This window comes from Candidatus Acidiferrales bacterium, assembly GCA_035515795.1.
In the GTDB taxonomy this organism is placed as follows: Bacteria; Bacteroidota; Ignavibacteria; order Kryptoniales; family JAKASW01; genus JAKASW01.
This window is the reverse complement of the sequence record DATJAY010000035.1, coordinates 393,953-416,121: the sequence shown is the minus strand read 5'-3', so window position 1 is coordinate 416,121 and position 22,169 is coordinate 393,953. Positions and strand designations below refer to the sequence as shown.

Genomic DNA, 22,169 nt, shown 5'->3' with positions numbered 1-22,169 from the left:
CAAAAAAACGAGAGAAAACATGCCTTCCGAACCCGGCAAGAGGATTGATAAGATGGAGAAGGATATTTCCCGTGTCTATACCAGCGAAGGCCTGATCCTAATTACGATCCGGCGGCTGGCGGAAATATACCCTGGGCACTTTATCGTGAGATGTGGGGGGCCAATGGTGAGTTCGTGATCGATGGCAATCTGAAATCTCTCGAGTACGTTGACTTTCGCCGACCAACCTGACAAGTCTATAAAAACCGTTTCCGATTTTCTGCGCTAAGTTACCTCTGCTTTAAAAGTTTCATGTGATCTCTCCGATCAAGGTCGTTTAAAACCTGTCGCCAGCCCTACCGGTGAATATGAAAGGCTCAGCCCGACAATAATTCTGTTTCCCGCGGTGAATGCCGCGAAGAGACCCGGACTGAAACGCGAAATCGAAAAGAGACCGGGATATATGTTTGCCACGACCTGGTAGTCCCTCTGCCCTGAAGCAAGAATTGAAAAAAGAAGCGAATTGTTTTTATCATAAAAAAGTCCCGCGTTCCATTTTATCGTCGCGGTTTGCTTTCTCCCGCCGGTCTCATCTGTGACAACAACATTCTGGCTGTTCCTCAATCCTGCGGCAAGGCTGATCCATTCCTCTTTCTCGAACTCGTGCGAGAATCCCGCAAGTCCATTCATTCCGCATTCGTAGAACAGAGCGTATCTTACTGCAAACGGGAATCTGTACTTGAATATGAAATTCTGCCCTGCATTTTCCAGATTTCCCGAAGTCGGATCGTACGCGGGCTGGTAAGACCAATCGGCCATGTTCAAAGTCTCTCCGAAGAACCGGCAGACCGGATCAAAACTGAAAAGGAGAACGCCGAGCGGATCGAATACGTATAAATCAGCAATGGGATCAGTTGTCCTGCCGACGTAGCCGTTGTTCTCCACTACTTCATTTAAAAAATGCTGAACTGCGATCGTGATGAACGACGCTGCCTTTGGGAATTCGAAGCCGTGGGAGTCGTACCACTCAGCGATCATCCGGTATTCCATACCTCCACCGATGAGATGGAGCTGGTAGTTCGGCCACCACTGCATATTTCTCTCATCGAAGCTCGACGGAATAATCTCATCTCTTAAAAACTGACGTGTACCATAATCCCGGATCGATACGAATGGACTTGACATGTTGTAAGTCACGTTCTTGATTCCCGTCGTGTAGTGGATGCCTCCTAGGTTCCGTGATTGGTTCTCGGTTTGCAGAATATCGAATCCCCCGTTGATGACATAATAAATAGGATTGTAGTCTGCTTCGGAACCGTAGCCGAACTCATGATAGAAATAATGGTGCATCGCTTCGTTCGTACTGATGAAATCTGCTGTATCGTTCTGGGCCAGCAAAGGATCGAGATCCGGTAAGCATATTAGCAGCAAAAGAATGGATTTTATCTGCCCTGACATTTATGCGTAGAAGGTCTCGGTTGATTTAGATCTATCTCGATGCAGTGGTCATCTTCCCCTGTGCAGGCGTTCGCCCAGAATGCTTGGTAATCCGGCAGCCATGATCTTATCAGCCGCCGTGCGGTAATTGTATTCGATACGTAAATTTGCATAAGTGAAATTTCTCGTGTCTATTATTCCGAAGCTAGCACGATTGTCGCCGTCACGTGGCTGACCGACACTCCCTACGTTTATCAACTCTCTGATTTTAGCTGCTCCCCCCAAACCGGAGGAATTCTTGAAAATCACAGGCACGTGGGTATGTCCTATCAGGCAAATTCTTTCTTGGAATGACGACAGCTCTATTTCTGCGTCCTCCTGCGTGAACACATATTTCCAGCTTTGCGGTGCCGACGGACAGGCGTGTACCATCATGATGTCATCAAGCTTCTGAATATTCGGTAGTTCCTTGAGCCATTCTTTGTTCTTATCGGAAACGATCTCAGCAGTATATGTGATCGCTGATTTTGCATATGAATTAAGTGCCAGAAATGTCTCGTCGCTGAACAGAGCATCGTCGTGGTTTCCCCTAACTGAATATTTCACTTCGTTGCGGACAAGCTCCACGACTTCATCTGGATTTGCCCCGTACCCCACAATGTCGCCGAGACAGATTATCTCGTCTACCTTTTTTTTTCCGATTTCCCTCAACACCGCGACAAGCGCCTCAAAGTTCGAATGAATATCCGAAATAACGGCAAATTTCATGAGCCTATTGCACTTTCATAATCCTCGTGAGATAAAGACTCAGGTCCGGTAAGTATGTGACGATCAACAATGCCAACAGAGCTATACCCAGAAAAGGGAGAACTGCCCTGTAAATTTTTACGATGTCTTTCTCAAAACGCAGGCTCGATATGAATAAGTTCAACCCGAGCGGGGGAAGCATGTATCCGATCTCAAGGTTCAACAGGAAAATTACGCCGAGGTGAACCGGATCGATTCCGTACTGCGCGGCAATGGGAACGATAAGGGGAACGACAATTATGATCGCCGAAAAGATTTCCACCATGTTTATCACGAGAAGGAAAATATTCAGCAGAACAAGAAATGTAAGCTGGCTCGAAACAAATTGATGAATAAGCTGGAATAATTGCATCGGGATTTGTTCATCTATGAGATAGCTTGTAAGTCCGAGCGCTGTGCCGAGCACGACGAAAATCGCACCGACCAGCATCATACTTTTCTTCACGATGCGGGGAAGATCTTTGAAAAGCTTTACATCGCGGAGAATGAAAACTTCCACCACGAAGACATAGAAAGCCATAATGGCGCTTGCTTCGGTTGCGGTGAACAGACCCGCATAAATCCCGCCGATGATTATGATCGGCAGCGGAATTTCCCATGCTGCTTCCTTTAAGGCCCCGAGAGCTTCGCGAGCCGAAAACGATTGACGCCTCACTCCTGAACGAACCCCCGTATAAATGCTGAATAAGGACAGAAGAATGATAAGCAATATTCCCGGAATTACTCCGGCCGCAAAAAGTTTATCTACACTTATTCCGGCGACGATCCCGTAAAGAATTATCGGCAAGCTCGGCGGGAACAATAACCCCAGGCTTCCGGACGTGGTCATCAAGCCGAGGGAAAATCTTTCGGGATAAGATTCTTTGACGAGGATCGGAAAGAGAAGTCCGCCCAGCGCAACGATCGTCACACCGGAAGCTCCCGTGAATGCCGTGAAGATCGCCGTCGAAACGAGTGAGACTATCGCGAGGCCGCCCGGCATCCAGCCGAAGAATGCAAGCGCAAGTCGAACAAGTCTCTTCGGTGCATTGCTTTCCGCGAGGATGTAGCCCGCAAACGTGAAGAGCGGTATCGCTATTAGCGCTGGAAGACTCGCGAGCCGGTAAAGCTCAACAATGACCGCGGATGTGTCCGTGCCGCTCAACTTGAATAACAAAAGCCCTCCCGCGCCGATCAATACGAAGACGGGTTCGCCGAGAAGCACAAGTAACAGAATGATGATTCCAACAATTATGTATGTCATCGGTTGATTTAAAAATTATGAATAAATAGCAAAAGCCTTTTCCCTGCAGATCACACGAGGTCGACAGCCTTAGGGCCGGTGATCGCCGTTTCAATTGCTCTGAATAAAAAATGAATCCCTACCAATGCGAATCCGACAGGTATGATAATCTCAAAGTGGTAGGCCATGATGTCAATGCCAAGAAATGAAAAGAGAGATTGAGTATTATACTTGATCTCATCCAGCACGAACGTCATCCCTGCATCGTACAGAAAATAGCAGACGACAGATGCGCTGAGGTCAAGGAGAACCTGAACAATCCGGCGCAGTGTGTCAGACAGTCGTTTTGTAATAATATTGATCGAAAAGTGGCGCGATTCTTTTGCCGCTAATGCAGCGCCCAGAAATCCGATCCATAAAACCAGGTGCCTCAGGAATACATCAGCCCACAAGATTCCGGTCGACCAGAATTCTCGAAGTATGACCTGCAAGAAAGCCATCACAACGGTCACGGTCAAAAAAATCACAAGCAGCCCATTCTCGATGTAACCTAGAATATTTTCGATCGCCTTGACAATCTTCATTTCTCGGCGTGATCCTTTCGAAACTGCTGAAGCGCCGATTCCACCTGATGCAAGAGGTCGGCCGAATAGAGTTTTCCGACCAGCATCTGGCGAGCCTCTTCTCCGGTCTGGTAATAATAAGAAAGGTCGCTGGCGGATCGAGGATGCGTAATCTTGATTCCTTTCGATTCCAGTGTTTTCAACGCCCTTTGATTGTCGCCCCGGCTCAATTGAGTCAGCTTAGACAAATAGATCTGGCCATCCTTCAGGAGAATCTGCTGGAGGTCTTGTGGAAGGGAATCAAAGAATTTTTTTGAAACAAGAGCCGCACCGGACGAATTCGCAAGAGGGACATCGAGCATATATTTCATCTTCGTGTACCATTGCAGCGGAATAATTGCATACGGGGATGCGTAAACACAATTGATCATCCCGGTTTGAAGCTGAGAGTTCACATCGATGAAAGAAAGCGGTATCGGGGCCAATTTCAAAACTTTGAACGAAGCTTCAGCTATGGGATCTCCTTCCCACATCCATGCCTTGACATCTTTCATGTCATCGACTGAATAGATCGGCTTTTGAGTGAAGACATAGACGAAACCGACCTCAGCCCAGCCGAGAAAGACAAAGCCGCCTTGCTCAAATGCTTTGGAAAACTCCGGTGTGAACTTGTCATAAATGTAATCGATCTCGGCAGTATCACGAAACAGGAACGGTGTATCTAAGATTCGTTCTTCCGGAGCGATTTCGCCCATGCCGACACCGGTGAATCCTCCGCCCTGCAGTTGTCCAATTCTAATTTTTCTAATGACGTCTTTTTCATCGCCATCCACGCCGCCCGAATAAAATTTAAAACCGAGTCTGCCCCCGCTTTCTTTCCTGACCGCTGCATCATATTCCCTCATCACGTTCATCCAGGTTGTTCCCTCAGGAGCAACAGTTGCGAATTTTATTATGTACTGTTGCGCGGAAGCGGTAATTGCCCCCGAACCCAAAATCAAAATCGCTGAAAATATTTTTCTCGTTACTTTTGACATCTTAATTCCAAATTTTGTAAGACAATTCGTGGGAAGAGAACTGACCACCGACAAAGTCGATAACACGGATTAGGACGAAAAAACGGAAATCCGACTTAGCCCAACCCGACTGCGCTGTCAGTGAGTCATCCTTTTCCAATTAGAAATAATCGCTCTCGTGCTTCAGCAGTTCGGCAGCTTTTACCTTTGCGATCTCGTTCGCAAGGTTTTGTTCAGGAAGCAAATTTTCAGGCGCATCAATAACCTTATGTAAGAACGTTTCGAACATATCTTTGTTCTGCGTCATGACCGCATAAGATTTAGCATAATAATAATACACCATCAGAAATTTTCCTTCTGAAGCTTGAACCGCCTTCTCGAAGTGAACCCTTGCCGAAGCAGTGTCTCCACCGAACATCGCAGGAAGACTCGATAAAATGGTCCCGAAAAATAGATGAGAGCCGCCATAGAAAAAAGTCTCATCATATTTCAAGACGAAATTCATCATGGCTTCCACTTTCGGAAGATCGGCAAGCGCATCGGTATTGTCGCGGTTAATATTCATATAGCTGCCCCACGCGTTTGCCGACCAGAAAATTGCGGGAACGTCATCCTTTCCAAACTCATCCATCGCTTTTGTGAAATCTTCGATGTTCCCGTCGAAAGCTTTTTTGAAGTCATCGTTTTTGAAAAGAATTCTCAGGCCGTAGTCGCGTGCACGAAGATAAAATAAGCTGGCACGCACCTTCGACGAATCCTCTACGAAGCCGAGCGCATAGCTCGAATAACCCTGTGCTCCGAGAAGAAGGAGTCTCTCATTATTCGGCGATTCCAAGATCAGCCCATCCAAGAGCTTAAGATCGGTCGGAATTGCCTGTGAAGCAATCTGAAGGTCGGTCTCCTGGTTCATTGCTTTGAAGCCACCTTCGATTATGACACTCGTGGCACTGATAGTAAGCTGCGTAAAGCTACAACCTTGAAGCGAGAAGACAAGCATTGTGAAAAATACGACGCCAGATAAAATCTTCTTTGAAGTATTCATTAAGATCCTTCTATCTCCTGTCCTTAAATATCAGCCCGGTCCGAACTTCTGTCGATCAAGGCCAGTCTACGACGCCGAACCTTTGAAATCACTAACAACCAACCAAGTCCACTCCATCAACATGAGCCGACGAGTTAGGTCCGCCGCCGAGACCTACCTTTTTACCTCATAATGAAGCGTGTCGGGAATCCTGAGTTTTGCCAAAGCATTTTTGACTTCGTCTTTCGCATGGCTTTGTAAGCAAGATTTTATTCTTTGAAGTGCATCTTCAAAACCGTTTAAATACCCGTACGTTTCAGACGGCCAACCCGGAATAGACTCGTCTGAGGTTTCAGGTCGATAATCAATATTCCTTTGAAAACAATATATGCAGTGCCACCATCCTCCTTCGTAAGCGGCGCTGTAGCGTTCATGCGTCGTCAGTCCCGCTTCATCAGTATCAATGGCAGCCCATTCTTTCAGCTGAACGGCGTGGTCAAAGTTAATGACAGTACAGTTTGATTGAGCAAGAGCCAATGCACTAGGAATAAACAATGCGAGGATCGTTACTTTCATCACGTTACAGACGAGCCTGACTAAGTCTCATATAGACAACACTTTTGCCAGTTCGATAAGGCTGTTGTCTACTGTTTTTCTTTTTTCCCAAGTATCGCGCATCGGCGTGAGGACAACCTTGTCGTTGATCTCGCCCGCCATGACATTTAGCTCGCCATGTAACAGCGCATCAACAGCTGCTGAACCCAGTTTCGCTGCCAGAACCCGGTCTCGCGCGGTCGGGCTTCCGCCTCTCTGAATATGACCGAGAACTGTTACACGGTACTGCAAATGAACAAATTCACTCATTCTTCTGGCGAGGTCCACCGCACCTCCGTTAAAGCAACCTTCCGCAATGACCACGATGCTGCTTCGCTGGCGTCCTCCGGTGGTCAACTTCTGCCGGATTGCTTCGAAATTTTCTTCAATCTCCGGGATCGCGATGTACTCGGCACCGGTGCTTATACCTACGTCGAGCGCGATAAAGCCGGCATCCCGTCCCATCACTTCAACATAAAACACTCTATCGTGAGCATCCGCGGTATCGCGAATTTTGTCTATCGCGTCGACTGCCGTGTTTATTGCGGTATCGTACCCGACCGTGAGGTCGGTACCGTAGAGATCATTGTCGATGGTGCCTGGAACACCCACCGTCGGAATCATATGTTCGTCGTAAAGAAGCGTTGCCCCCTGGAAGGTCCCGTTCCCACCGATTGCGACAAGTCCATCTATTCCCTGTGCGCTGAGGTTTGCAGCTGCCTTGGCTCTTCCTTCTCGGGTCATGAATTCCTTAGAGCGCGCCGTCTTTAAGATTGTACCACCACGCTGAATTATGTTTGACACCGAGCGTGGGCCGAGCGGGACAAAATCGCCTTTCAGCATCCCGTTATAGCCGTGTTGTATCCCAACTACTTCGACATTATGATAGACCGCAGTTCTTACAATTGCTCTTAATGCGGCGTTCATACCGGGTGCATCACCGCCGCTCGTATAAACGCCGATTTTTTTGATTTTGCTCATTGTCTCCTTTTCCCGAAGGGATCGCTTCGTTAGAAAAACGGATTAAATTTATCATTTAAGGCGAGAAAATGCAAAGTGCCGTTTTGACCATCCCGATATGCAAATAAATTTCGACTGAAGGGTCCAAAATCTTTTCAATAATGAGCGAGACGGCATAGAAGATGAGACTTAAAACTTGTATTTTATATTTTAACTGACTTAATCAGATAGCGATGGAAGAACTAACGCCCCGTCTTGTAAGAAAATTGAAGCGGGTCAGACTCGTTGTGTCTGACCTTGATGGAACATTATTGAACGATGAAGGGAAAATCACTGACGTAACCCGGAAGAGCGTTTGGAAACTTAAGGGATTAGGGATAAAATTCGCAATTATGACCGCAAGAGCGCATTCATCGGCCGAGCGAATCGCCGACGAACTCGATGTGACTATGCCGATAATTTCTCTCGATGGCGGACTCATCAGGCTTCCGCACAGCAAAGAAAACATTTTTGCAAGCTACATAAAGTCTTCCGTCGTAAGAAAAATCATCTCCGAGGCCGAGAGAAAATTTGCAAGCGTCGTGCTTTTCGTGGATGACAAGATGGTCTGCCATGAAACTGAAACCATGGTCCCAAGCTACATCGATAGCTTCAAACTAGATAGAGTGGAAATAGAAAATCTCAATTCCGTGGCCGACAAGACGATTCAGATCATCGTCGGAGCAGATTCGAAGCATAACATAGCGTCCATAGCCCGTCGCTCAATCCATCTCTTTTCGAAAACCGATACGAAAGTATATAAGAGCTCCCGCTATGACGATCGATGGTATCTTGAAATAAAAAACAAGGACCATTCAAAGGCCACCGGTCTGTCACATTTAGAGAAGTACCTGCGGATCGGGAAAAAGGAAGTTGCCGTCGTCGGAGATTTTCAAAATGATATCGCGGCTTTCGAGCGGGCCGGGATAGGTGTGGCAATGAAAAATGCGGTCTGGGAACTCAAGGAACGTGCGGATTTGATCACGCATGCCACCAACGACCAAAACGGAGCCGCTGAGTTTTTCGAAACAATTTTCAAATTGAGAATGGACCACGGTTCATAGTCTACAATGCCTGATATGCGACAGAAAATCGGGAGTTTGCTTCAAAAAATTGCCGGCGTAAACAAGGAAACCAGCGCATGGGTTAAGATTTTGATTTTCCTAGCGGTGGTAGCGGTTATTACTTTATTAGCGCCATCACAGAACCAGATCACGGTTAACTACGATGTCGGGACAATATGGACACATGAGGATGTAATCGCTCCTTTTTCTTTTGCGATTTACAAAGAGGACAGCGAGTATGAGAAAGAGATCGGACAGGCGGCGGCGCGCGTCTATCCTGTATTTAACAAGATGACTGTCGGAGTGTATCAAATTGATTCAACAGCTTCGACGCTGATGAAGATAAGAGCCGCCGTCGGGCTCTTGAAAAAACTCGAGCGCGAGGGAAAAGGGAAAACTTTCGGCCGCGATTCGGTAGCACTGCAAGATCTTTTTCAAGAACTGCCTTATAAATTTTCCGATCCTGACTGGCATCAGCTGATGATGAGCAGCATCAGAGATCCCCTTTTTCTCAACAGGCTGGAAAAGCTGATACCGCCCATAAACTCGATCGTCGCAAGCGCCTATATGACAGGTATCATAGACAGAGCGCGCGAGCAAACCGGCTCGAGCGTGATATCGGTCCGGGAGCAAAACTCCGAAACCCCGGTCTCAATCGGCCAGGTGCTGACGATTCAGGACGTGGCCGGCCAGGTTTACCAACAGGCGAACGATATCCTCAGAGGCGACACGGCCGCATCGGAGATCGTTGCAGCCGCTGTCATGGCACAAGTAAAACCGAATCTTATTTTCGACAGCACCCAGACTCGGCGAGAAATCAATGCTGCAATCGATCTGGTGCCGCGTACCGTCGGCTTCGTGAAGGAAAATGAAAGGATCATCAGCAAACATGATCGTATCACCGGTGATACAAAGCTGAAGCTTGACTCGCTCGAGAAGGCGATGCGTGAAAGGACCGACGCCGCGGACATCCTTCTCCAATTTGCAGGAAAATTCGTTCTGGTATTTGCGGTAATCGGACTGTTGAGCATCTACTTGTTCCTTTTCAGAAAAAGAATTTTTTACAACAACAAATTGCTCTCGATCATAGCAGTGCTTTTGATCTTCGAAGCGCTACTCATGTATTTTGCATTCACGGCTCAAACCGCACTGCCAGTAGAATATCTTGTGCTCGTGCCTGTCGCATCCATGATAGTTGCGATTATCTTTGACTCACGCGTAGCATTCCAGACCACCGTCGCCGTCGCTCTGCTCGTTGGAGCGATGAAAGGCAACGACTTCGGCGCAGCATTCACATCTCTTATTGCGGGTGCGCTTGCCGTATATACCGTGCGGGATATCAAGAATCGCACGCAGATTTTCAGAAGCTTGGTTTTTATTTTCGTGGGTTATTCCATCTCGACGCTCGCCATTTCGTTCCAGAAAGTTGAAGATACTTCGACAATCCTTGCGGAATTTTCACTCATAGCAGTTAACTCGATACTATCGCCGATCATCACGTTCGGGCTCCTCATATTTTTCGAGAAGGTATTCAACATCGCAACCGACCTTACGCTTCTGGAATTGTCGGATTTTAACCAGCCTCTTCTTCGGGAGTTGTCCCAGAAGGCGCCAGGTACTTTTCACCATTCCATAATCGTAGGAACCCTTGCCGAAAAAGCGGCCGAAGCCGTCGGTGCAAACCCGATACTTGCACGCGTCGGCGCTTATTACCATGACATCGGTAAAATTCTGCGCCCCGAATATTTCGTCGAGAACACCATGGATCACGACAAATCAAAGCATGAGTGGCTTCCCCCGGATGTCAGCGTTCAAATGGTTGTGTCCCATGTGACCGATGGGATCGACCTGGCAAAGGAGAACCACCTTCCGCAGCGAGTCATAGATTTCATCCCGATGCATCATGGCACGACTCTCGTCGCCTATTTTTATGGCAAGGCTCTCCGGAGGCCGTTTGCGACAGGCGACGTAAGCGAGGAAGATTACCGTTACGATGGGCCAAAGCCGCGCTCGAAAGAAACGGCCATAGTGATGCTCGCCGATTCCGTAGAAGCGGCCACGCGTTCGCTGCAGGAAAAGAGCCTGGAGAACGTTGAAGCCATGATGGAGGACATTGTCAAGAGCAGGTACGAAGAGGGACAGCTCGACAATACCGATTTAACCTTCAGCGATTTAACGCGAATAAAGGAAAGTTTTCTGTCGGTTCTATCCGGCATCTACCACAGGAGAATCGAGTATCCCGATCAGTCCGGCGAACCATCCGGACTCGAGAAATCTCCCGGCGGATTTTACCAAGATGAATCCACCGACAGAATCCCCGAACCTGTCGGCGAGCTAAGGCAAAGTGAGATCGACGCCCTTGCCCCGCCGGTTGTGCAGAAAAAAAAGAGAACAGCTCATCATCCTCACTCCGTACATCATAGTACAGATAAACGTTCAAAAGGGAACAAGCGAAAGCATTGAGAAATTGGGAATTTGCCTATCGTGTCTGTACCGGAACTAAACAAGAAAATATCCAACCAGCTTGATCTGTTTTTCGAATTCATGAAATTCGAAAAAGGGTTGTCGGATAACAGCATTGCATCTTACCGCAACGACCTGAATAGATACGCCGGATATGTTGAAACCCACGGCATCATTGGACTCAACGAAATTTCGAGACCCGAAGTGAGAAGCTACTTTAAGTCATTATTCGATCTCGGATTGAAACAGAGCAGCATCGCACGGAACTTTTCCGCTGTAAAGAATCTCCACAGGTTTTTAGTCTTCAGGAAAATTTCGGAAATCGATCCGACGACAAATCTTGATCGACCGAAACCGTCAAAAAGACTTCCGGTTGTTTTAAACAGAGCGGAAATTGAGAGACTCATAAAGGCTCCCGATACTAACGAGAAACTTGGCATCCGCGATCGTGCTATCATAGAAACCCTTTACGCGACAGGCATGAGGGTGAGCGAGCTTGTTAATCTCAAGAAAAGAGATTTAATTAAGAGCGAAAATGTGCTCCGAGTTTTCGGAAAAGGCTCCAAGGAGAGAATTGTGCCGATCGGCGACATCGCACTCCAATGGATCGCGCGTTATGATTCTACGGTACGAAACGATTTGATGCGACACAAAACAAACACGGGCGATTTCCTTTTCTTAAATTTCAGAGGAGGAAAAATTTCGCGAATTTCCGTCTGGAGATTTCTGCAGAAGTACGCTCGTGATGCGAGCATCAAGAAAAAAATCCACCCGCACACTTTGCGACACACATTCGCTACTCACTTGCTGGAAGGCGGCGCGGACATCCGCGCGGTACAGGAGATGCTGGGACACAGCGACATCGGAACAACGCAGGTATATTTACATTTGGACAGAAACTATTTGAAAGCAGTGCTCGACAGGTTTCACCCAAGAGGAAGACATGCTCAGTGAACTATACATTCTACCTATTTTGCTCTTTTCCGTAATCGTACACGAAATCTGTCACGGATATGCTGCGCTGAAGCTGGGTGATCCGACAGCCCGCGACATGGGACGGCTCACACTCAACCCTATCCCCCATATCGATCTCGTAGGCTCGATAATAGTTCCGCTCTTTTCGCTTCTGATGGCGGGACAAATACTGATCGCCTGGGCGAAGCCCGTTCCGGTCAATCCCATGAATTTGTCCAATTACAGGCGCGACAATGTAATCGTCTCTTCGGTCGGCCCAATCTCGAATTTGATGATGGCGATCGCCTGTTCCATCATAACGATTTTTCTACTGAAAATTTCTCCGCTTGTCGGCGGTGTGTCGCCAAAGTTCATCGAGTTTCTATTAAGGATGTTCTCCGGCGGAATTTATCTCAACGTCATGCTTGGAATATTTAACCTGATTCCGATTCCGCCGCTGGACGGGTCGCACGTGTTAAGCGCTTTTTTGCCGGATGAAGCGGCTGAGACCTACAGCAGAGTAGGCTTTGCAGGAATTCTTTTGATTATTTTTTTGATGAGAGTCCCTGCTTTCCATGAGGCTTTTAATGCAACGATACAATTCTTTTACGCACCGCTGTACCAGCTTGTTGTTTCGTTTGCATAGGCTCATTCCGGGCCATCTCCCCATAGTCGAGAACAGGATGATGATTACTCAAAGGATTATCGAATGATTGTAATGAAATTCGGCGGAACCTCCGTGGAGGATTCTGCTGCGATATTGAGATTGATCGAAATCGTCGAGTCGGAAATTCCGAGGAGACCTATTGTGGTTGTATCCGCGTGTGCCGGAGTTACAAACCAGCTTTTGAAAATCGCGGCTCTATCGGCGGAAGGAAAAAAAGAGGAATCAAACGACCTCATTTCTGCAATCAGGTCCAGACATGATAAACTGGTCGATGAGCTGATGAGCTCCGAGCTTCCGAAGAACTATCTCAAAGGGAAAATTTCCGTTTACGCGCATGAACTGAGAAACCTCTCCCAGGCGATCTCCGTCCTCGGCGAAGTTTCGAACAGGTCGCGCGACGCAATCGCTTCCTACGGAGAACGGCTGTCGTCGATGATAACCGCCCAGGCAATGGAAGAAAACTCTATTAAGGCGGCTCTCGTGGATGCGCGCGAGTACATGATAACCAACGAAACTTACACCAAGGCTGTTCCTCTCTTTGAAATCGTCGGAGAGAAAACTAAAAAGGCTTTGATGCCTTTGGTGAACGGCGGTTACGTCGTCGTGACACAGGGTTTCATCGGTGCGAGCGAGAAAGGGATTACCACGACAATCGGAAGAGGAGGATCGGATTACTCGGCAGCTATCATCGGGGCACTACTCGGAGCCGAGGAAATTCAAATTTGGACCGATGTTGACGGAGTCCTCACAGCCGATCCGTCTATAGTGACCGAAGCCCGCCGGATAAAAAAGATGTCGTTCAACGAGGCGTCCGAGCTTGCTTATTTCGGGGCGAAAGTTTTACACCCGATGACGATACTTCCTGCAATAGAAAAAAATATTCCGGTCTACGTCAGGAATTCGCGCAATCCATCATATCGCGGCACACTCATATCGAGAAGCGAAAATCACGAGGAGTGTATCGTTAAATCCATCGTTTACAAGGAGCACATAACCCTCTTGAACCTGGTCTCAAGCCGTATGTTCATGGCGCACGATTTCCTTGAAGCCGTTTTTGCCGTGTTCAATAAATATAAGACTATCGCTCACGCAGTGGCGACCAGCGAAGTCAGCATCTCCGTCGCGATCGATGATACGACAAAATTGGAAGAAATGAAGAAGGAGTTCGATGAATTCGCAGAAGTCACCTCTTCAAGCGGCAAGGCAATAGTCTGCGTAGTCGGCGAGAATATCCGCCACAGTCCCGGTATCGTGGGCAAAATCTTTTCCGCGATGGATGGGATCAGAGTGAACATGATTTCCCAGGGCGCCTCGGAAATTAATATCGGCTTCGTAGTGGATGAAAACGACTTGGAACGAGCGGTCCAGCTTCTGCACAAAGATCTTTTCGGGAATTCCCGCGGTCTCTCAAGCGAGATATTCGATTAAGAAAGTCAGGGACATAATTGCAATGACAGATCAAATAACCTACAGGAAAAATCTGCTCCATATTGAGAACATTCAGGCCCCCGATCTCGCTGAGAGATACGGGACCCCGCTTTATGTTTACAGCAAAAATCGAATCACCGAAAGATTTGAAATGCTGAGTAAGGCATTTCATAGCGTACCGAATATCAAATTGCTCTACGCTCTCAAAGCAAATTCGAATATAGAAATCCTGAAACACATCAGGTCTCTCGGTGCCGGCGCGGACACCGTTTCGGCAGGCGAAGTATTTCTCGCATTGAAAAGCGGCTTTCCGCCCGAATCCATCTCGCTCGCAGGCGTCGGCAAGACGGATCAGGACATCAACTTCGCGTTGATGCGAAATGTCGGGACATTCACCGTCGAGTCAACTCAAGAACTAAAGACCATTTCAAAGTGCGCATCCACGCTGGACAAGACCGCAAAGGTGCTCCTCAGAATAAACCCCGATGTCGATGCGCGCACTCATCCGCATATCTCCACGGGACTCAAAGAGAACAAGTTCGGCATCGATATCGACCACGCTGAAGATGCGGCTGAGTTGGCGACAAAACTGAAGAATGTCGAATTCGCCGGACTCCATTGTCATATAGGATCGCAGATAACGGAAATCGAGCCGTTCGCCGAAGCGGCAGAATCTTTCCGCAAATTGGTGACAAGGCTGAAGAGATCGGGTATCCGTGTGAAACAAATCGATCTCGGCGGCGGCATCGGGGTACAATACAAGAATGCACTCAAGCACAAATCTCTGCCGGCGGATAAAAACGGAGAGTCGGTGATCGATCTGCGTGCTCTCGCGAAGGTAATCAAAGAGAATCTTACTCTTCCTGGCTGCGAGATCACGATTGAGCCGGGTCGATTCATTGTCGCGGAAGCCGGTGTTCTCCTGACGAGAGTTCTGTACCGGAAAGTTTCTTCCGGAAGAATATTCATCGTCGTTGATGCGGCGATGAACGACATGATGCGTCACGCATTGTATTCCGCATATCACCAGATCGTTCCCGTGAAAGTCCAGAGGAGCAAAATAGAGATCGTCGATGTTGTCGGACCGGTTTGCGAGTCGACGGACGCGTTCGCGCTCCAGCGCAAGCTTCCGGGCGTGAAAAGAGGAGACCTGCTGGCAATTATGACGACCGGCGCGTATGGATTTTCTCTTGCTTCAAACTACAACTCCCGTCCGAAACCTGCAGAGGTTCTCGTTGATAACGACTATGCGCGCGTGATCAGAGATAGACAGAGCCTTGAGGATTTGGTTTAAATCGTAAAATTTTGTTATTTAAATACAGAAAACCTCGTTGCATATCCCCCTCTAAAGGGATAAGTATCGCGATTCCTTCTCCTGGAAAAAGGAGAGGGTGAGGTTGAAAAACAGGAACTAATTGGAAAGAATTATTGAGCAGGATTGTTGATCAGATGAAATCATATAATGTAGCAGTTGTAGGTGCGACAGGCCTTGTCGGACGAAAGATGACACAGGTTCTCGAAGAGCACGATTTTCCCGTGAAGAATTTGACACCATTGGCTTCGGAGAGGTCGGTCGGGAAAGAAATATCATTCAAAGGCGAGAAAATAAAAGTCCGGAAGCTGATGCCGGAGAGTTTCAGGGGAATCGAGATCGCACTGTTCTCTGCCGGTGCGACCGTCAGCAAAGAGTTTGCTCCGATCGCAGCAAAAGAGGGAACGGTGGTGATCGACAACTCCAGCGCATGGAGAATGGATCCTGCAATTCCGCTCGTCGTTCCGGAAGTGAACAGGGACGACATTTTCAAGCACCATGGAATCATCGCAAACCCGAACTGCTCTACGATACAGATGGTGGTCGTTCTGAAGCCGCTTCATGATGAGTACAAGATCAAACGCGTCGTCGTTTCAACCTATCAATCGGTGACCGGCGCGGGCCAAAAGGGCATCGACCAGCTGGACGAGGAGCTCGGCAAGAAACAAGGCAACACTAAAAAGTTTCCGCACAAGATTGCGTTCAACTGTCTTCCCCATATCGACGTGTTCCGTGAGGACGGATACACCAAGGAAGAGTTCAAGATGATTTTCGAAACGACGAAGATCATGGGAGACGACTCGATAAAGGTCAGCCCGACTTGCGTTCGAGTACCTGTGTTCGGCGGACACAGCGAGGCTGTGAACATCGAGATGGAACACAGCTATGAACTTGAAGATGTAATCAAGCTGCTGAAAAAATCGCCGGGAATAATTGTGGAAGACGATCCGTCACAAAATATTTATCCGATGCCGCTGAATGCTTACGACAAAGACGAGGTATTCGTCGGGAGAATCCGCCGCGACGAGAGCGCGCCGAACAGCCTCAACATGTGGATCGTTTCAGACAACATCAGGAAAGGCGCTGCTACCAACGCAGTTCAGATCGCAGAAGAACTGATCAAAGGAAGAGACTGAAATAGCTAGCAGGCTCCAGCGATTAGCTGATTCCTGTCAGGATTTCCTTCATGTTCGGGAGGAAAACATCTTTATCCATTTACTCTGCCAATTGAACCCCTCCGGCCAATTCCATATATTCTCTAAACATGCCTAACCTTGCTGCCATAGATGTCGGGTCGAACGCAATCAGACTCTCCATCGCCTCCGTCGATGGAGAACGCAAACTTTCCAGCCTCGAAAATCTCCGCGAGCCGGTCCGCCTTGGCCAGGATGTATTCGCAAAAGGTTTGATAACCGACAACACGCTGGAACAGGCCGTCGATGCTTTCAAGAAATTTAAGGAAGCGATCGACCGCAATGGAGTAAACTGGTCGAAGGCAGTAGCGACAAGCGCAGTCCGTGAGGCGGCGAACCGAGACATGTTTATAGACAGTGTCGCCCAGCGATGCGGGATAGATATCGTCGTCATTGAACCTGAAGAAGAGGCGCGGCTTATCCATCTTGCAATAGCGAGCAAGGTGAATTTAAAGAACAAGACTGCGATGCTCATCGATATCGGCGGCGGAAGCACGGAGGTTACGCTGACGGCAGACGGCAGCATCGTCTCGACCGAAAGCTACAGGATGGGGGCCGTGCGCCTGCTCCAGCTTCTCTCGTCCGGGGTTTCAGGAAAGGAAAAAAGGAACGGTGAAAAAGAATTCAATCAGCTTGTAAGAGAATATGTCGAATCGACGCAGCGGCGGTTGAAGCGGGAAATCGGCGGAAAAAAGATCAACATCTGCGTCGGGACAGGCGGAAATATCGAAACGCTCGGCGGACTGCGGAAGGACTTGCTCGGAAAAGAACGGGAAACTTCGATAGAGCTCGGTGAGCTCGACGCCATCTTGAAAAAACTTCAGGCTCTCTCCTTCGAAGAGAGAATTCAGCAATTGAAAATGCGGCCCGACCGTGCCGATGTGATCGTCCCCGCCTCAATCATTCTGCAGCAGATCGCGAAACTTGCAGACGTAGATGAAATTCTCATCCCGAAGGTGGGATTGAAAGAGGGCATACTTATCAATATGGTGATCGATCTTTACGAGGAGACAAAGCATGCGTACCGCGATCAGGTGATGGCCTCAGCGCTCGAGATCGGCAGGAAATATTTCTTCGATGAACAGCATGGAACGAGCGTCGCGCGTTATGCCGTGGAGCTGTTCGATCAAACGAGGAACCTCCATAACCTCAGTCTGGAGCACAGGCTTCTTCTCGAAGTGGCAGCACTCCTCCATGATATCGGAAATTTTATCAGCGCGACTGACCACCACAAGCATGCGCAATATCTCCTGGCAGCGACGCCCGTCATCGGCCTCGGCCAGTTGCAAATGGCAATCATCGCTAACGTCGCACGCTACCATAGAAAATCGTTTCCTAAACAGCAGCACGAAGCTTACAGCTCGCTTCCATCAAAAGACAGGGTCGCAGTAACTAAGCTTGCCGCGGTACTGCGTCTCGCCGACGCGATGGATAACGAACATGCTTCAAGAGTCGAATCGTTTTCCGTCGAATACAAAAAGCCGAAGTTTGCGATTCATCTGAAGGGCCAAGGAGACCTTTTACTTGAGAAGTGGGCACTCATGAAAAAGGCGGAAATGTTCGAGGAGGTATTCGGTGTCAAAGTCGTTGTCGAAGACTGATATCACTACCGGGATTACCGCAGCAAAACCGAATGGCTTCGCTCCGAAGGTCAATCGAGGCCGAATCGCCGGGATTCCTAAACCGGATACAATTCAGATTCTGCTTCGCTCATTCGGCGAACGGCACCAGATTTTTGCCAACCAGCTCGCGAAGACGAGAAAGCGGGCGACCGAGAAGGCCGTCCATGACCTTAGAGTTTCGACAAGGAGGCTCATTGCAGTCACGGATCTTGTTCGCATTATGATCCCCGGCACGGATATCTCGAAGACGCGGAAACAATTGAAGCGATTGTTGAGCGCGCTAAGCGAACTCAGAGATGTGCAGGTCCAAATCATGACCGTGCGCAGTTTTATCGGAGAATTCCCTGCGTTGAATTTGTTCCTGACGCTGCTCATGGTGCGCGAAAAGCAATTCCTCAGACGCGCACACGCTGAGCTTCACAGTTTTCTGCTTAAACAGATTGACGATGGGATCGCCAGGACAGAAGAGAGACTCCAGACCGTTCTTGCAGACCAGCTTTTACGCGATGCTGCCCGCTCAATAGTCGTCGGCAAACTGGCGAGGACATTTTCCCGTGCAGTCCAATTGAAACCGGCCGCTCTCTCGGGAAAAGGAAATAGAATACACCGGCTGCGCATAGCCTTTAAGCGCTTTCGATATACCGTCGAAGCGCTGGAAGCCATTCTGCCGAACGTCACGACGCGAACGAAAAAAGCAATGAATGCATACCAGGTGCGGATGGGAAACATCCAGGATACCGATGTGCTGATCGCCAGCATTCGCGATCATGCCAAGAAACATCCGCGAGCCGACCAGGAGCAGTTCAGAAGATTGATTGATAATTTGATGAATCGAAGAAGAGAACTTGTGCTCGAGTTCGTTTCGTCGGTGGATGAACTGAATCTCTTCTGGAAAAAATTAGGTAAGGTTGAATAAGAGGAATGAAAAGCATGGACCTCTATATCCTTCGCCACGCGATCGCTGGAGATAGCGAGTCGTTCAACGGCCCTGACTCGGAGCGTCCGCTCACGAAGGATGGCGCAAAAAAGATGAAGCATATCGCGGAAGAATTAAAGAAACTGAAGCTCAGGTTTGACATAATTCTCACGAGTCCATTCCTCCGCGCGAAAGAGACTGCCGCGATCGTCGCAAAAGAATTCCATTGCGAAAATGTCCTGAAGTTTTCATCCCACCTGAAAGTCGGCGGCAATCCTGCCGCACTAATTAATGAAATAAATACAACCTACAAGAAATTCGACAATATTGTTCTCGTCGGTCATGAACCATACCTGAGCGCCCTGATATCGATGCTCATCTCCGGAAAAAAAGATCTTTCCATCACCATGAAGAAAGGCGGCATCTGTAAACTTTCTACCGCGTCCCTTGTCTACGGCCGCTGTGCGACGCTGGAATGGCTGATGGCACCGGCGCAGGTGCTGAAAGAAAATTAGGCCCGATCACTCTACTTTTTCCCTGTTTTTCTGCAAGTCCCGGATTATTTCCCGGTTTTCTTTAACAAATCCTTAATTTGTCTTGTTAATTTATTACGGCTAACTTATGAATGAGCAGATTCAGAAAAGACTATTATGGAAAATCCACCAGGCGAGGAAATGAAGGGACAAGACTCAAAGATCGAATTGGCTTCTTCCGGAACAATTTTCGGCAGACTGAAACGAACGGGTAGCACGAAACGGCGGCGCTCGACCGATCAAAAATCAAGTCACGCCGAACCGCTCGTTGAACCGGGTCTTTATATCAATCGCGAGTTGAGCTGGCTCGAATTCAATCAGCGGGTTCTTCAGGAGGCTTGTGATCAACGGCATCCACTCCTTGAGCGGGTAAAATTTCTTTCTATCGTAAGCACGAACCTCGATGAATTCTTCATGATACGTGTTGCGGGTATCAAGGAACTTATCCTGGCGGATATCGTGGAGTATTCACCCGACGGCTTGACGCCGTCGCAGCAGCTTCACGCAGTCCATGACCGTGTTTCTGTAATGCTGAAAGAGATGTGCGATTGCTACCGGAAAGATTTGCTTCCTAACTTGGCCGCTCAGGGAATTTACATCGTGAAGATGGATGAGCTCACCGTTGAAGACCGCAAGAAGCTCGGAGATTTATTTGCCCGTGAAATATATCCTGTCCTGACGCCGCTTGCGTTCGATCCAGGACATCCCTTCCCCTACATTTCCAATCTCAGCCTCAGTCTCGCAGTCGTCGTGAAAACTCCGAACGGCGAAGAAAGATTTGCCCGTGTCAAAGTTCCCGACGTTCTTCCGCGCATAGTTCAGATTCCGAACGGCGGATCGCACGATCTTGAGAAAGTGTGGCGCTTCGTCTGGCTGGAAGACGTCATCGCCAACAACCTCAACCTTCTTTTTCCCGGAATGACAGTCGAAGAGTCTTACGCTTTTCGCGTCACAAGAAATGCCGACATGGAAATTCAGGAAGACGAGGCCGACGACTTGATACAATCAATCGAAGAATCCATCCGGCAGCGGCGCTTCGGCTCAGTGGTTCGCGTCAGCATAGAAAACAAGATGCCGGCCCGAATTAAAGATATCCTGATCGAAAATCTGGAAGTCACGCCGGACGATGTTTACGAGCTTGATCCACCGCTCGATCCGAGTCAGCTCATGACTCTCTTGAAACTTCCCCGGCCGGAATTGAAAGATCCGACTTATGTTCCCGTTTCTTTCATGGCCGAAGAAGACGGGGAAGATATTCTCAGCAGCATTCGTCGCGGAGACATTCTGCTCCACCATCCTTATGATTCCTTCAACCCGATCGTTCAATTCATCAGGTCCGCTGCAAACGATCCGAACGTCCTCGCCATAAAGCAGACGCTTTATCGGATAGGAAAAGAATCACCGCTCATTCCTCTTTTCGTCGAAGCCGCGGAGAAGGGAAAGCAGGTTGCGGTTCTCGTCGAGCTTAAGGCCCGCTTTGATGAGGAAAACAATATCGGCTGGGCCAAGCAGCTTGAGCGCGCCGGTGTCCATGTCGTCTACGGACTCGTCGGTCTCAAGACCCATGCGAAGATGGCTTTGGTGGTGCGCAGAGAAAACGACGGCCTTCGCAGGTATGTCCATCTCGGCACCGGCAACTACAATACGATCACCGCGAGAATCTATACCGACCTCAGCTACTTCACCTGCAGAGAAGATATAACCGAAGACATAACGGAAGTTTTCAATTACCTGACCGGCTATTCGCGCCGCGATTCATATAAGAAACTGGCCGTCGCACCTGTCACGCTCCGGCAAAAGGTTGAAAGTCTTATCGACCGGGAAATTCGGAACGCACAGAACGGGAAGCCAGGCCACATGATTCTTAAAATGAACGCCCTCACAGACGTTAAGATGATCGCAAAGATTTACGAAGCCTCTAAAGCCGGAGTGAAAATCGATTTGATCGTCCGCGGAATTTGCTCATTAAGACCGGGTGTGAAAGGGATCAGCGAGACGATCCGCGTCGTCAGCATCGTCGGCAGGTATCTGGAACACAGCAGGGTATTTTACTTTTACAACGCAGGCCAGCCGGAGCTTTATCTGAGCAGTGCAGATTTGATGGGTCGCAATCTTGAGCGAAGAGTTGAGCTCATGTTTCCAGTCGAAGACGAATCGCTCGCGATAAAAATCAGAGAGGAAGTGTTAGACACTGCGCTTGCAGATTCACTCCGCGCACGGGAATTGAAGTCCGACGGATCTTATGCCCTCATTTCTGCGCAGAACGGGAAAGTGAGTTACGACCTGCAGGAGAAAACGATGTTATCGCGGACCGAAGCTGCCCACACTCAAAAGCCGGTGATGCGCGAGGCGCCTTTGGAGAGCTCCACCTGATAATAG

Annotated in this window: 19 protein-coding genes; 11 read left to right on the top strand and 8 right to left on the bottom strand. The window is 48.6% G+C overall.

Annotated features, from left to right (window positions below; all coding sequences use genetic code 11):
- Nucleotides 1-306: 306 nt before the first annotated feature.
- The 8 genes from VLX91_15380 to pfkA form a co-directional block, all read right to left on the bottom strand.
- Nucleotides 307-1,437 (bottom strand): hypothetical protein, encoded by a 1,131-nt coding sequence (locus tag VLX91_15380; protein HUI31591.1) that lies wholly within the window; start codon nucleotides 1,435-1,437, stop codon nucleotides 307-309.
- 48 nt (nucleotides 1,438-1,485) lie between these two features.
- Nucleotides 1,486-2,184 carry a metallophosphoesterase family protein gene (locus tag VLX91_15375; GenBank protein ID HUI31590.1) on the bottom strand — a complete coding sequence of 233 codons (699 nt, stop codon included), beginning with the start codon at nucleotides 2,182-2,184 and terminating at the stop codon, nucleotides 1,486-1,488.
- A gap of 4 nt (nucleotides 2,185-2,188) precedes the next feature.
- Entirely contained in the window at nucleotides 2,189-3,466 is a 1,278-nt protein-coding gene (locus tag VLX91_15370; protein HUI31589.1) for a TRAP transporter large permease, read from the bottom strand.
- Between the two features lie 50 nt (nucleotides 3,467-3,516).
- Nucleotides 3,517-4,029 carry a TRAP transporter small permease subunit gene (locus VLX91_15365; protein ID HUI31588.1) on the bottom strand — a complete coding sequence of 171 codons (513 nt, stop codon included), beginning with the start codon at nucleotides 4,027-4,029 and terminating at the stop codon, nucleotides 3,517-3,519.
- Entirely contained in the window at nucleotides 4,026-5,045 is a 1,020-nt protein-coding gene (dctP, locus tag VLX91_15360; protein HUI31587.1) for a TRAP transporter substrate-binding protein DctP, read from the bottom strand. The genes VLX91_15365 and dctP overlap by 4 nt, the downstream gene beginning before the upstream one ends.
- 139 nt (nucleotides 5,046-5,184) lie before the next feature.
- Nucleotides 5,185-6,066: a TRAP transporter TatT component family protein gene (locus VLX91_15355; GenBank protein ID HUI31586.1), complete on the bottom strand. Its 882-nt coding sequence runs from the start codon at nucleotides 6,064-6,066 to the stop codon at nucleotides 5,185-5,187.
- Between the two features lie 153 nt (nucleotides 6,067-6,219).
- Nucleotides 6,220-6,621, bottom strand: coding sequence for a hypothetical protein (locus VLX91_15350; GenBank protein HUI31585.1), 402 nt, complete (start codon nucleotides 6,619-6,621; stop codon nucleotides 6,220-6,222).
- A gap of 27 nt (nucleotides 6,622-6,648) precedes the next feature.
- The gene (gene pfkA / locus VLX91_15345) at nucleotides 6,649-7,620 is read right to left on the bottom strand and encodes a 6-phosphofructokinase (GenBank protein HUI31584.1); all 972 of its coding nucleotides are present in this window, start codon (nucleotides 7,618-7,620) and stop codon (nucleotides 6,649-6,651) included.
- A 212-nt stretch (nucleotides 7,621-7,832) separates the two neighbouring features.
- Here pfkA and VLX91_15340 point away from each other — a divergent pair, with 212 nt between their 5' ends.
- From VLX91_15340 to ppk1, 11 genes are all read left to right on the top strand, one after another.
- Nucleotides 7,833-8,702, top strand: a complete 870-nt coding sequence (locus VLX91_15340; GenBank protein HUI31583.1) for an HAD family hydrolase — start codon at nucleotides 7,833-7,835, stop codon at nucleotides 8,700-8,702.
- A gap of 6 nt (nucleotides 8,703-8,708) precedes the next feature.
- Nucleotides 8,709-11,165, top strand: coding sequence for an HDIG domain-containing protein (locus VLX91_15335; protein HUI31582.1), 2,457 nt, complete (start codon nucleotides 8,709-8,711; stop codon nucleotides 11,163-11,165).
- Nucleotides 11,166-11,186: 21 nt separating this feature from the next.
- Entirely contained in the window at nucleotides 11,187-12,119 is a 933-nt protein-coding gene (gene xerD, locus VLX91_15330; protein ID HUI31581.1) for a site-specific tyrosine recombinase XerD, read from the top strand.
- Nucleotides 12,109-12,765 (top strand): site-2 protease family protein, encoded by a 657-nt coding sequence (locus VLX91_15325; protein HUI31580.1) that lies wholly within the window; start codon nucleotides 12,109-12,111, stop codon nucleotides 12,763-12,765. The genes xerD and VLX91_15325 overlap by 11 nt, the downstream gene beginning before the upstream one ends.
- A gap of 63 nt (nucleotides 12,766-12,828) precedes the next feature.
- Nucleotides 12,829-14,214, top strand: coding sequence for a lysine-sensitive aspartokinase 3 (lysC, locus tag VLX91_15320; GenBank protein ID HUI31579.1), 1,386 nt, complete (start codon nucleotides 12,829-12,831; stop codon nucleotides 14,212-14,214).
- Nucleotides 14,126-15,508: a diaminopimelate decarboxylase gene (gene lysA / locus VLX91_15315; protein HUI31578.1), complete on the top strand. Its 1,383-nt coding sequence runs from the start codon at nucleotides 14,126-14,128 to the stop codon at nucleotides 15,506-15,508. The genes lysC and lysA overlap by 89 nt, the downstream gene beginning before the upstream one ends.
- Nucleotides 15,509-15,663: 155 nt before the next feature.
- On the top strand, nucleotides 15,664-16,662 hold the full coding sequence (locus tag VLX91_15310; protein ID HUI31577.1) for an aspartate-semialdehyde dehydrogenase: 999 nt from the start codon (nucleotides 15,664-15,666) through the stop codon (nucleotides 16,660-16,662).
- 128 nt (nucleotides 16,663-16,790) lie between these two features.
- Nucleotides 16,791-18,320: a Ppx/GppA phosphatase family protein gene (locus VLX91_15305; protein HUI31576.1), complete on the top strand. Its 1,530-nt coding sequence runs from the start codon at nucleotides 16,791-16,793 to the stop codon at nucleotides 18,318-18,320.
- A complete protein-coding gene (locus tag VLX91_15300; protein HUI31575.1) occupies nucleotides 18,295-19,257 on the top strand; it encodes a CHAD domain-containing protein in 963 nt (320 codons plus the stop codon). The genes VLX91_15305 and VLX91_15300 overlap by 26 nt, the downstream gene beginning before the upstream one ends.
- A 14-nt stretch (nucleotides 19,258-19,271) precedes the next feature.
- A complete protein-coding gene (gene sixA / locus VLX91_15295; protein ID HUI31574.1) occupies nucleotides 19,272-19,772 on the top strand; it encodes a phosphohistidine phosphatase SixA in 501 nt (166 codons plus the stop codon).
- Nucleotides 19,773-19,907: 135 nt separating this feature from the next.
- Nucleotides 19,908-22,163 (top strand): polyphosphate kinase 1, encoded by a 2,256-nt coding sequence (ppk1, locus tag VLX91_15290; protein ID HUI31573.1) that lies wholly within the window; start codon nucleotides 19,908-19,910, stop codon nucleotides 22,161-22,163.
- The last annotated feature ends 6 nt before the right edge of the window (nucleotides 22,164-22,169 follow it).

What these genes read in the sequence shown, in the direction of transcription:
- VLX91_15375 (HUI31590.1), bottom strand. Translation starts at nt 2,184, where the DNA reads ATGAAATTTGCCGTTATTTCGGATATTCATTCGAACTTTGAGGCGCTT.
- sixA (HUI31574.1), top strand. Translation starts at nt 19,272, where the DNA reads ATGGACCTCTATATCCTTCGCCACGCGATCGCTGGAGATAGCGAGTCG.
- dctP (HUI31587.1), bottom strand. Translation starts at nt 5,045, where the DNA reads ATGTCAAAAGTAACGAGAAAAATATTTTCAGCGATTTTGATTTTGGGT.
- VLX91_15365 (HUI31588.1), bottom strand. Translation starts at nt 4,029, where the DNA reads ATGAAGATTGTCAAGGCGATCGAAAATATTCTAGGTTACATCGAGAAT.
- VLX91_15335 (HUI31582.1), top strand. Translation starts at nt 8,709, where the DNA reads ATGCCTGATATGCGACAGAAAATCGGGAGTTTGCTTCAAAAAATTGCC.
- ppk1 (HUI31573.1), top strand. Translation starts at nt 19,908, where the DNA reads ATGGAAAATCCACCAGGCGAGGAAATGAAGGGACAAGACTCAAAGATC.
- VLX91_15325 (HUI31580.1), top strand. Translation starts at nt 12,109, where the DNA reads ATGCTCAGTGAACTATACATTCTACCTATTTTGCTCTTTTCCGTAATC.
- VLX91_15305 (HUI31576.1), top strand. Translation starts at nt 16,791, where the DNA reads ATGCCTAACCTTGCTGCCATAGATGTCGGGTCGAACGCAATCAGACTC.
- lysA (HUI31578.1), top strand. Translation starts at nt 14,126, where the DNA reads ATGAAAACGACTTGGAACGAGCGGTCCAGCTTCTGCACAAAGATCTTT.
- VLX91_15310 (HUI31577.1), top strand. Translation starts at nt 15,664, where the DNA reads ATGAAATCATATAATGTAGCAGTTGTAGGTGCGACAGGCCTTGTCGGA.
- VLX91_15355 (HUI31586.1), bottom strand. Translation starts at nt 6,066, where the DNA reads ATGAATACTTCAAAGAAGATTTTATCTGGCGTCGTATTTTTCACAATG.
- pfkA (HUI31584.1), bottom strand. Translation starts at nt 7,620, where the DNA reads ATGAGCAAAATCAAAAAAATCGGCGTTTATACGAGCGGCGGTGATGCA.
- VLX91_15370 (HUI31589.1), bottom strand. Translation starts at nt 3,466, where the DNA reads ATGACATACATAATTGTTGGAATCATCATTCTGTTACTTGTGCTTCTC.
- VLX91_15350 (HUI31585.1), bottom strand. Translation starts at nt 6,621, where the DNA reads ATGAAAGTAACGATCCTCGCATTGTTTATTCCTAGTGCATTGGCTCTT.
- VLX91_15340 (HUI31583.1), top strand. Translation starts at nt 7,833, where the DNA reads ATGGAAGAACTAACGCCCCGTCTTGTAAGAAAATTGAAGCGGGTCAGA.
- lysC (HUI31579.1), top strand. Translation starts at nt 12,829, where the DNA reads ATGATTGTAATGAAATTCGGCGGAACCTCCGTGGAGGATTCTGCTGCG.
- VLX91_15380 (HUI31591.1), bottom strand. Translation starts at nt 1,437, where the DNA reads ATGTCAGGGCAGATAAAATCCATTCTTTTGCTGCTAATATGCTTACCG.